9 protein-coding genes and 1 pseudogene are annotated in these 9,501 nt (G+C 62.4%); 9 read left to right on the plus strand and 1 reads right to left on the minus strand.

The window, feature by feature from the left end:
- The 9 genes from EOA22_RS15415 to EOA22_RS15455 all read left to right on the plus strand — a co-directional run.
- Nucleotides 1-587 (plus strand): NAD-dependent epimerase/dehydratase family protein (locus tag EOA22_RS15415; protein WP_127390066.1); only part of this gene is annotated, 587 nt, incomplete at its 5' end.
- On the plus strand, nt 584-1,657 hold the full coding sequence (locus tag EOA22_RS15420) for an NAD-dependent epimerase/dehydratase family protein (protein WP_063170157.1): 1,074 nt from the start codon (nt 584-586) through the stop codon (nt 1,655-1,657). The genes EOA22_RS15415 and EOA22_RS15420, both read left to right, overlap by 4 nt.
- Nucleotides 1,654-2,946: a TIGR04295 family B12-binding domain-containing radical SAM protein gene (locus EOA22_RS15425; RefSeq protein WP_063170156.1), complete on the plus strand. Its 1,293-nt coding sequence runs from the start codon at nt 1,654-1,656 to the stop codon at nt 2,944-2,946. Before EOA22_RS15420 ends, EOA22_RS15425 begins: the two co-directional genes overlap by 4 nt.
- Nucleotides 2,931-4,031 carry a glycosyltransferase family 4 protein gene (locus EOA22_RS15430; RefSeq protein WP_063170155.1) on the plus strand — a complete coding sequence of 367 codons (1,101 nt, stop codon included), beginning with the start codon at nt 2,931-2,933 and terminating at the stop codon, nt 4,029-4,031. Before EOA22_RS15425 ends, EOA22_RS15430 begins: the two co-directional genes overlap by 16 nt.
- Nucleotides 4,032-4,033: 2 nt before the next feature.
- Nucleotides 4,034-5,164 carry a glycosyltransferase gene (locus EOA22_RS15435; protein ID WP_063170154.1) on the plus strand — a complete coding sequence of 377 codons (1,131 nt, stop codon included), beginning with the start codon at nt 4,034-4,036 and terminating at the stop codon, nt 5,162-5,164.
- Nucleotides 5,161-6,255, plus strand: a complete 1,095-nt coding sequence (locus tag EOA22_RS15440) for a glycosyltransferase (RefSeq protein ID WP_013533197.1) — start codon at nt 5,161-5,163, stop codon at nt 6,253-6,255. Before EOA22_RS15435 ends, EOA22_RS15440 begins: the two co-directional genes overlap by 4 nt.
- Nucleotides 6,252-7,355 carry a glycosyltransferase gene (locus EOA22_RS15445; protein ID WP_063170153.1) on the plus strand — a complete coding sequence of 368 codons (1,104 nt, stop codon included), beginning with the start codon at nt 6,252-6,254 and terminating at the stop codon, nt 7,353-7,355. Before EOA22_RS15440 ends, EOA22_RS15445 begins: the two co-directional genes overlap by 4 nt.
- Before the next feature lie 23 nt (nt 7,356-7,378).
- Nucleotides 7,379-8,425 carry a UDP-glucuronic acid decarboxylase family protein gene (locus EOA22_RS15450; RefSeq protein ID WP_013533199.1) on the plus strand — a complete coding sequence of 349 codons (1,047 nt, stop codon included), beginning with the start codon at nt 7,379-7,381 and terminating at the stop codon, nt 8,423-8,425.
- A 93-nt stretch (nt 8,426-8,518) separates the two neighbouring features.
- Nucleotides 8,519-8,704, plus strand: a complete 186-nt coding sequence (locus tag EOA22_RS15455; protein ID WP_013533200.1) for a hypothetical protein — start codon at nt 8,519-8,521, stop codon at nt 8,702-8,704.
- A gap of 10 nt (nt 8,705-8,714) precedes the next feature.
- Here the strand turns inward: EOA22_RS15455 and EOA22_RS15460 are convergent.
- Nucleotides 8,715-9,501, minus strand: a pseudogene (locus EOA22_RS15460) (hypothetical protein); the annotation flags it as partial.

The following is a 9,501-nucleotide window of genomic DNA, read 5'->3' on the forward strand; positions in this document are numbered from 1 at the left end:
ATCTCGACTCAATCTATGCGCTGACAAAATACGCACAAGAACGCGCTGTGCTGATCTTCGGCGAAGCCTATGGCATCGATGCTGTCGCGTTGCGCCTGTTCAATGTCTTCGGCGCCGGCCAGGCATTGTCGAACCCCTATACCGGCGTGCTGGCCAACTTCGCTTCGCGTCTCGCCAACGGCCAACGGCCAATGATCTTCGAGGATGGCGAACAGAAGCGCGATTTCGTCCATGTGCATGACGTCGCCCGCGCCTTTCGCCTTGCACTGCAGCAACGCCAGGCAAAGGGTCATGTCATCAACATCGGCAGCGGCCGAGCCTACGCGATCAGCGAAGTCGCGCGATTGCTGGCCGAGGCCATGGGGACACCGAACCGCTCGCCCGAACTGCTCGGCAAAGCGCGCTCCGGCGATATCCGCAACTGCTTCGCCGATATTTCCAAGGCCCGTGAGCTGCTCGGTTTCGAGCCGGTGCGGCAACTGGAGAATTCGCTCGGCGATTTCGTTTCCTGGGTGCGTAACACGTCCGCCGTCGACCGCGGCGCCGACATGAAACGCGAGCTCGAAGAACGCGGGCTGGTGTCATGAACACACGCAATCGAAGCGACGCGCCGGTCGCCATCGTCGGCGGCAGCGGCTTCATAGGATCGAACCTCGCCGACAGCCTGTTGTCGGATGGCGAACCGGTGCTGGTGATCGACAATCTCAGCCGTCCGGGCGTCCAGCAGAACCTTGAATGGCTGGCGCAAAAACACGCCAGTCGCCTCACGGTGGAGACCATCGACGTGCGGGACGCCAACGCCTTGGCGCCGGCTCTGACGGGTTCAAAGGCAATTTTCCATCTGGCCGCGCAAACCGCCGTCACCACAAGCCTGGTCCAGCCGGGCGAGGATTTCGACATCAACCTTCGCGGAACATTCAACGTACTGGAGGCGGCGCGACTGAGCGGTGAGTGTATTCCTGTTGTCTTCGCCAGCACCAACAAGGTCTATGGCAGCCTGCCCGACGTCGCGGTCCGCGAGGACGGCGACCGCTATGTGCCTTGCGACAGCGTCATCCAGGCGAACGGCATCGATGAGGCTCGGGGCCTGGACTTCTGCACGCCCTACGGTTGCTCCAAGGGCGCGGCGGACCAGTATGTGCTCGACTACGCCAAATCCTACGGCATGCCGACGGCGGTGCTGCGGATGAGCTGCATCTATGGACCGCGCCAGTTCGGAACCGAGGACCAGGGCTGGGTCGCGCACTTCCTGCTCAGCGCGCTGACGGGACGCCCCATCACCATTTACGGTGACGGCAGGCAAGTGCGCGATATCCTACATGTTTCCGATGCCGTCGCCGCCTACAGGGCCGTACTCGACCACATCGAGACGACCAAAGGCCAGGCATTCAATCTTGGCGGCGGCCCGGAAAATGCGCTCAGCCTGCGCACGCTGTTGAGCGAGATCCGTGGCCTGACCGGCCATGAGCTTTCAATCCGCCATGATGGCGAACGCACCGGCGACCAGCCCTTCTTCGTCGCCGACACCCGCAAGATCAAAACCGCGCTTGGCTGGATGGCCCAGGTTTCATGGCGCGAAGGCGTCCGCGACCTAGCCGACTGGCTGCAGCGCCACCGGCTCGAGCCTCACCCCGAAGCCGTGAGGTACGTCGCATGAAAATCGCTCTGGTAAACCCATTCTGGACCTACGACGACAGCATCTATTTCGGCTGCCGCCAACCACATCTGCCGCTGGAACTCGGCTATTCGAAGGCCCTGCTCGAAGCCGCCGGACATGAGGTGCTGATGCTGGATGGTCAGTTGCAGAAGCTCGACAATTCCGGTCTTTGCGAGCGGGTGGCCGATTTCGCCCCGGCAATGACTGTCGTCAGTACCGCGCCGACCTATCTGTTCTGGCGCTGCGCACCGCCGGAATTGCGCGTGCCGGCCGATTTCCTCAACCTTCTCGCCGGGCGCGGTGGACGCACGGTCGCCGTCGGCCCGCACGGCTCGGCCACGCCGGCGCCAACCTTGCGCAAGCTCGGCGTCGACATCGTCGTGCGCGGCGAATGCGAAGAAGTCGTCGAGCAACTTGCCCGGCGCGACGATTGGAGCGCAGTGCCCTCAACCGCTTATCTGCGGGATGCCAGGGTGGTTTCGAACGGCGGCGTCCACGCCAGCTCGTTTGTCGATCATCCACCCCTCGAATGGCCTGCGGACTGGATCGCAGCCCATTCGCACCACCATCACAGGTTCGATGACAATCAGGTCGGGTTCGGCGCGGAAGTCGAGGCATCGCGCGGCTGTCCCTACAATTGCAGCTTCTGCGCCAAGATCGATTTCCGTGATGCCTATCGCCGTCGAAACCACGAAGCGGTGGTCGCGGAGATCGATCGGCTGATTGCCCAAGGTGTCGGCTACATCTACTTCATCGACGAAATCTTCCTGCCGCAAAAAGCGTTGCTGGAAGCCTTGGTCGATCGCAATGTGAAATTCGGCGTGCAGACCCGCATCGATCTGTGGAAGCCCGAGCTGCTGGAATTGCTGGGCGCCGCAGGCTGCGTCTCCATTGAAGCAGGGCTCGAAAGCCTGACGGTTGAAGGCCGGGCGATGCTGGCCAAGCGCTGCCGGCTGGGCACCGAGGAACTTGCCGCGCTGCTCGTCGATGCTAGACGTCACGTTCCATTCGTTCAAGCCAATCTGATCGGCGTGGTCGAGGATGATCCCGCCCTGGTCGAGCGCTGGCGAACCCACCTGATCGACCACGGCGTATGGGCCAATGAACCTGTTCCGCTTTATCCGTATCCGAGTTCGCCCAGCTATCGCGAGCTTTGGGGCGAACCCGACGACCTTGCCTGGGAGCGCGCCCATGACCACTATCTCGCATCCTTCCAGAAATTCAGTGACATCCAGGAGAAGCGGCCCCGGCCGCTGGCGGAACTGGAGGCGACATGTTGCGGACACTGACGCCGCGCTCGTGGCGCATCCTGATGACCGTCGATGCCGTGGGCGGCGTATGGCGCTATGCGCTTGATCTGGCAAGGGAACTTGTGAACGGCGGCGACAGCGTGGTGCTTGCCGGGCTCGGTCCCCAGCCGACGAGGCAGCAGGCTGCGGAGGCAGAGGCTTTCACCACGCTGATCTGGTTGAACACGCCGCCGGATTGGATGACCCACAACGGCGGCGACCTGGATGCGCTACCGCGAGAATTGCTTGCGCCCATGCGCGACCACGCCATCGACCTAGTCCATTTCAACGCGCCGACGCAGGCGGCGGGATTCGATGCGCCGTGCCCAGCCGTGGCGGTCTCCCATTCCTGCGTGACGACATGGTTCCACGCCGTCAGGAAACAGGCAGTGGATGGCGCGTGGGCCTGGCAGAAGGAGCGCAACAGGCGTGGCTTCAATCGGGCCGACGCAGTCATCGTGCCGAGCCGCAGCCACGCCGACATGCTTGAGACCTGCTACGGCCCGATCGCGCGTCTGAGTGTGGTGGGAAATAGTGCCAGTCCGGTGCCGAAGGCCGAAAAGCGCCAACCGCTCGTCTTCGCCGCTGCCCGCTGGTGGGACGAGGGGAAGAATGCGGCGGTGATCGACCAGGCCGCGTCGCTGACGCGATGGCCCGTCTTTGCCGCCGGTTCGATGCACGGTCCGAACGGCGGGCGTACCAGCTTCAGCTATGCTGTTCCTCTGGGAGCACTGCCGTCTCACGAGGTGCGCTCCTTGATGGCGCGCGCCGGCATTTTCGTGTCGCCGTCGATCTATGAGCCATTCGGTCTGGCCGCGCTGGAAGCTGCCATGTCGGCGACGCCCCTGGTGCTTTCCGACATCGCAACCTATCGCGAACTATGGGACGGGGCTGCGATGTTCTTTGACGCGCGCAATCCGCACGACCTCGCTGCCGGCCTCAATCGTCTTTCCAGCGATGCCGAACTCAGGCGAGAGCTCGGCCAGGCAGCGATGCGACGGAGCCGCCGGTTTACACTGGCCAGGCAAGCGGCAGCCATGCGAGGCGTCTACGACAAGGCGGCCCTGGCTATGGCGGGGCGTTGACCATGCGCTTTTTGTTCTACACCCACTCGGTCCTATCCGACTGGAACCACGGCAATGCCCATTTCCTGCGCGGTATCATGCGGGATCTGATCGCGCGCCAGCACCAGGCAGTCGCGCTGGAGCCGTCCGACGGCTGGAGCCGTTCGAACCTGTTGGCCGAGAAGGGATCCTTCGCCATCGAACGCTTCCGCAAGGATTTCCCAGAGTTGATGCCGGTGACCTACAATGCCGGGTTCGATCACGAGGCCTGGATCGCCGAGGCCGACGTTGTGATCGTTCATGAGTGGACGGATCCGGAGCTTGTCGCACGCATCGGCCGTGCCCGGGCCGCTGGCGGCAACTTCATCCTTCTGTTTCATGACACCCATCACCGGGCCGTATCGGCGACCGAGGCAATCTCGGCGCTACGGTTGGAGCACTATGACGGCGTCCTCGCCTTTGGCGAGACCTTGCGCGAGAGCTATCTGCGCGCCGGCTGGGGCAAGCGCGTCTTCACCTGGCATGAAGCCGCGGACGATCGCCTGTTCAAGCCGCACCCAGAGATCCATCCCATGTCCGATCTGGTCTGGATTGGAAACTGGGGCGACGATGAGCGGACTGCCGAACTCAAGGAATTTCTGATCGAGCCAGTACACGATCTCGGTCTCGAGGCCACTGTTCACGGCGTACGCTATCCCAAGCCCGCACTTGCGGACCTGGCCGCCGCCGGACTGCGCTATGATGGGTGGATCGCCAATGCCGATGTGCCGAAGGCGTTCGCCGCGCATCGTGTCACCGTTCACATCCCACGGCGCCCCTATCGTGAGGGATTGCCTGGAATTCCGACGATCCGGATGTTCGAGGCGCTCGCCTGCGGCATTCCGCTGATTTCAGCACCCTGGTCCGATGTCGAGCAGTTGTTCAGGCCCGGCGTCGACTTCCTGTTTGCGGAGAACGGCTCTCAGATGCGGCAACACTTGCGGGCGGTATTGGCCGATGCGGATTTCGCGGCTTCCCTGGTGACTTCGGGCCTCGAGACCATTCGCTCCCGGCATACCTGCCAGCACCGCGTTGACGAGCTGTTCCGCGTGCTCACGGCATGCACGACCGAACATACCATCAACAACACCACCGCAAAGGAAGCCGCCGCATGAAGATGGCATTCTACGGATCGAGTCTTTTGTCGTCCTACTGGAACGGTGCCGCGACTTACTATCGCGGGTTGCTGAAGGCGCTTTCCCAATTGGGCTACGAAATCACCTTCTATGAACCCGACGTCTACGACCGGCAGAAGAATCGCGACATCGAGGCGCCTGACTGGTGCACTGTCGTCGTTTATGAAGCGACCCAGCACGCGCTGATGCAGGTCGCGGCACGTGCCGCCAGCGCCGACATCGTCGTCAAGGCGAGTGGCGTCGGTTTCGAGGACGAGGCGCTGCTGCGCGCCGTTCTCGACCACGCCCGCAGCGACGCGCTGGTGGTATTCTGGGACGTGGACGCTCCGGCAACCCTTGCCCAGTTGCGCGACGAACCGGACCATCCGCTCCATAGCGCCCTGCAAGAAATCGACCTTGTGCTGACCTATGGAGGCGGCGACCCCGTGGTATGGGCCTACCGTGCCATGGGGGCGAACGAATGCGTGCCGATCTACAATGCGCTCGATCCCCAAACGCATTATCCGGTCACCAGCAATGCGCGTTTCGCTTGCGATCTGGCGTTCCTTGGCAACAGGCTGCCGGATCGTGAGGCACGGGTCGAAGCGTTTTTCCTCGATCCCGCATGCCAGCTGCCGAAACAGCGTTTTCTCCTCGGTGGATCGGGCTGGGGGGACAAGCCGCTTCCCGCCAATGTCGGCTGGCTCGGTCACGTCGGCACCCGCGATCACAATGCCTTCAACGTCACACCCAAGGCGGTTCTGAACATCAGCCGCGACAGCATGGCCGTAAACGGTTTTTCACCGGCCACGCGTGTCTTCGAGGCGGCCGGCGCCGGCGCCTGCCTCATCACCGATGCGTGGCTGGGCGTGGAACTGTTCCTGAAACCAGGCGAGGAGATCCTGGTGGCGCGCGACGGCGGCGATGTCGCCGAGATCATGTGCTCGCTGACCTCCAGTCGGGCAAAGGCAATCGGCCAGGCCGCACTTTGCCGCGTGCTGGCCGATCACACCTACGCGTTGCGGGCGGACGTGGCCGATGCAGTCTTCAAACGTCACTTCGAGCAGGGGACCGTGGAGGCAGCGGAATGACCAAGCAATTGGACATCGTCTTTCTTGGCCTGTCGCTGTCCTCATCCTGGGGAAACGGCCACGCCACGACGTTTCGAGGCCTGCTGAAAGGTCTGCACGAACTCGGCCACCGCGTGACCTTTCTGGAGCGCGAGGTGCCGTGGTACGCAAACCACCGCGATCTGCGCGATCCGGATTTCTGCGCCTTGCGCTACTACGAAACCACCGCGGAGTTACAACGCGACTACGCCCGGTGCCTGGAGCAGGCCGACATCGTCGTCATCGGCTCGTTCGTGCCGGAAGGGCGCGTGGTCATCGACATCGTCGCTTCACTTTGCAAAGGGCGCTTCTGCTTTTACGACATCGACACGCCGGTGACCGTGGCGCAGCTTTCAGCCGACGATTGCGATTATCTGAGCTGGCGGCAGATTCCTTACTTCGACGTCTACTTCTCGTTCACCGGCGGGCCGATGCTTGGCCGTCTGGTGGAGGACTTCGGCGCGCGCCGCGCCGAGCCGCTCTACTGCTCGGTCGACCCGGAACGGCACCACCGGACTGGCGATCCGATCCGCTGGGATCTCGGCTATCTCGGCACCTACAGTGCCGACCGGCAGACAATGCTGAATGCGCTGCTGCTCGAGCCCGCACGGCATATGCCGGACCGGCGTTTCGTCGTGGCCGGCTCGCAATACCCATCCGACATCATCTGGCCGGACAATGTTGAACGTATCGAACATCTGCCGCCCGCCGATCATGCCGCGTTCTACAGCCGTCAGCGTTACACGCTGAACGTCACACGCAGTTCCATGATAGCTGCCGGATGGTCGCCCAGTGTGCGCCTGTTCGAAGCGGCTGCTTGCGGCACGCCCATCATCAGCGATCGCTGGCCAGGGCTCGACAGCTTCTTTCCTGCATCGGCGATCCACACCGCCGGGGAAACGGACGATGTCGTCGAGATCCTGTTCGGCGAGTCCGAGCGCACACGCCTCGCCATGGCCCGCCGGGCCCGCGAACGCGTCCTCGCATCCCACACCGGTGCGGCCAGGGCCCGCGAATTCGTGGCGGCGTTGACACAGCCAAGGGCGGCGGCCCTCGATTTCGACATCGGAAGCGCAGCATGACCAGCAGACAGGAGAAAACGGCGATGCGACAAACACGAAACGCGCGAAGGGCAAAGGCAGTGCTTGTTGCCGGCGGTGCGGGATTCCTCGGTTCGCATCTTTGCGAAACATTGCTCCGCAACGGCTGGCGCGTGATCTGCGCCGACAATTTTCTGACTGGGCGCATGGAGAACATCATCTCGATCATGGACCATCCGGGTTTCCGGTTGATCGAGCAGGATATCTGCCGGCCATTGGATCTCGGCGAGCCCGTGGAGCGTATCTTCAACCTGGCATGCGCTGCCTCGCCGCCGCGTTACCAGGCCGACCCTATCCACACCACGCGAACCTGCGTGATTGGAACGCTCAACCTGCTCGAACTCGCTGTCCGATATGACGCGCGGCTGCTACAGGCCTCGACGAGCGAAGTGTATGGCGATCCGGAACAGCATCCCCAGAGGGAGGATTATGTCGGCCACGTGAACTGCACCGGTCCGCGCGCCTGCTACGACGAGGGCAAACGCACCGCCGAAACGCTTTGCTTCGACTATCTGAGAGCCGGCAAAGCCGACGTGCGCGTCGCGCGCATCTTCAACACCTACGGTCCGAGAATGGATCCGGCGGACGGCCGCATCGTCTCGAACCTGATCATGCAGGCGCTCGAGAAACGTCCCCTGACGATCTTCGGCGACGGCTTGCAGACGCGATCCTTCTGCTATGTCTCCGATCAGATCGATGGATTGAGGCGCCTGATGGATATCGATCCCAATCCAGGCAAGCCGGTCAATCTGGGCAATCCCGGAGAATTCACCATCGTGCGACTGGCTGCGTTGGTGAAGGCGATGACGGGTACCAAATCGGATCTGAGATTTCTACCGCTGCCGCAAGACGATCCTCGGCGCAGGCAGCCCGATATTTCGCGTGCAAAAGCGCTGCTCGGCTGGACGCCGAAGGTGCCCCTCAACGAAGGGCTCAAGCTGACGATCGATTATTTCGCAGCTCTCGAAGGCAGCCGCATCGGCGATCAGATGACGGGCTTTGCCAAAAGAGCGAGGCCCGCACCCGGAGGGCTGCAGAACCTTCCGGCGTGATGCGAGATGGCGCCGAACCTTTCCCGAGATCGTGCGGAACATCCGCCCAGGCTTGTGGTTTGGCAGAAGGACCCGATATGGAGGATCACCCTCATGCAACCCAAGCGCCCCTCGAGGGATATCGACCAGATGGCCGAACGCGAGACCGCTGCCTATCTGCGGCGCGCCTCGATTACCTATCTCGAGTGCTGCGTCAGCCTGATGATGACGCATCTGCAGCGCGAGGAAGTGGCCACTATTCTCGAGCAGGAAGCAGACATGCTGCGAAGGCTGGACTGATCGGAAACGATCATATCCGGCATTCGTCCAGGAACCGTATCAGCGGCATCCTATATCGGTCTGCCATCTCGGCCAACCTTGTTTTTTCCCCGCCGTCCTCGGATTGCGCAGCCGTGCTCCAGAGCCCGAGTTGGAATGCCAAATAGCATGGTTCGAAAAAGCCGATGTGGTCATGGTCGATGGCAAGTTCCATTCCCTCGACCAAGGTCCTCACATCGCTGTCGGACAGTCCATACTCGACGCGGGCGCCGGCAATGTCCCACTCGATCGGTTGGCAGCCGATCAAATCATGTGCCCGGCAGTGGTCAACAGCATCTGTCTTGAGCACCGTGCCATCTGCACGAACGAGAAACTCCCACGGTTGAAGCTTTCCGTCGATTTCAACGCGCTGCAGCACATGCGCGGAGGTCGGTTTCGAGAGCCAACCGCGCAACGTCGCTGCGCGTTTCTCGTCCAAGGCTTCCGACGCATTGGAAACAGCCATCTCCGCGAGAGCAAGCAATGATGCACCCGGTTCGCAAGTTCGAAGATTGAGCGCACGCCAGGTCAGGTAGTTTGTGAGCTCCGCGATCAGTTTTTCCCTGGGCAGCGGCGCCTGATCCATCGTGCTGCCATCAATCCACCGTTCAACCAGAAAGCCATGGCAAAGCGCGACAACTTGCGATCCGAACCCGGCTTCATGCAACATCGCCGCGGCTCGTTTCTTGCGGAGTCCGGTTTCGCCGAGGCCGGCGAATTTGACGAGCCAGCGGTCACGCCCTGCGGACGCCAGGAATTTACGCCGCTCGGTACCGCGT

The organism is Mesorhizobium sp. M7A.F.Ca.US.014.04.1.1, from assembly GCF_003998745.1.
Classification (GTDB): domain Bacteria; phylum Pseudomonadota; class Alphaproteobacteria; order Rhizobiales; family Rhizobiaceae; genus Mesorhizobium; species Mesorhizobium ciceri.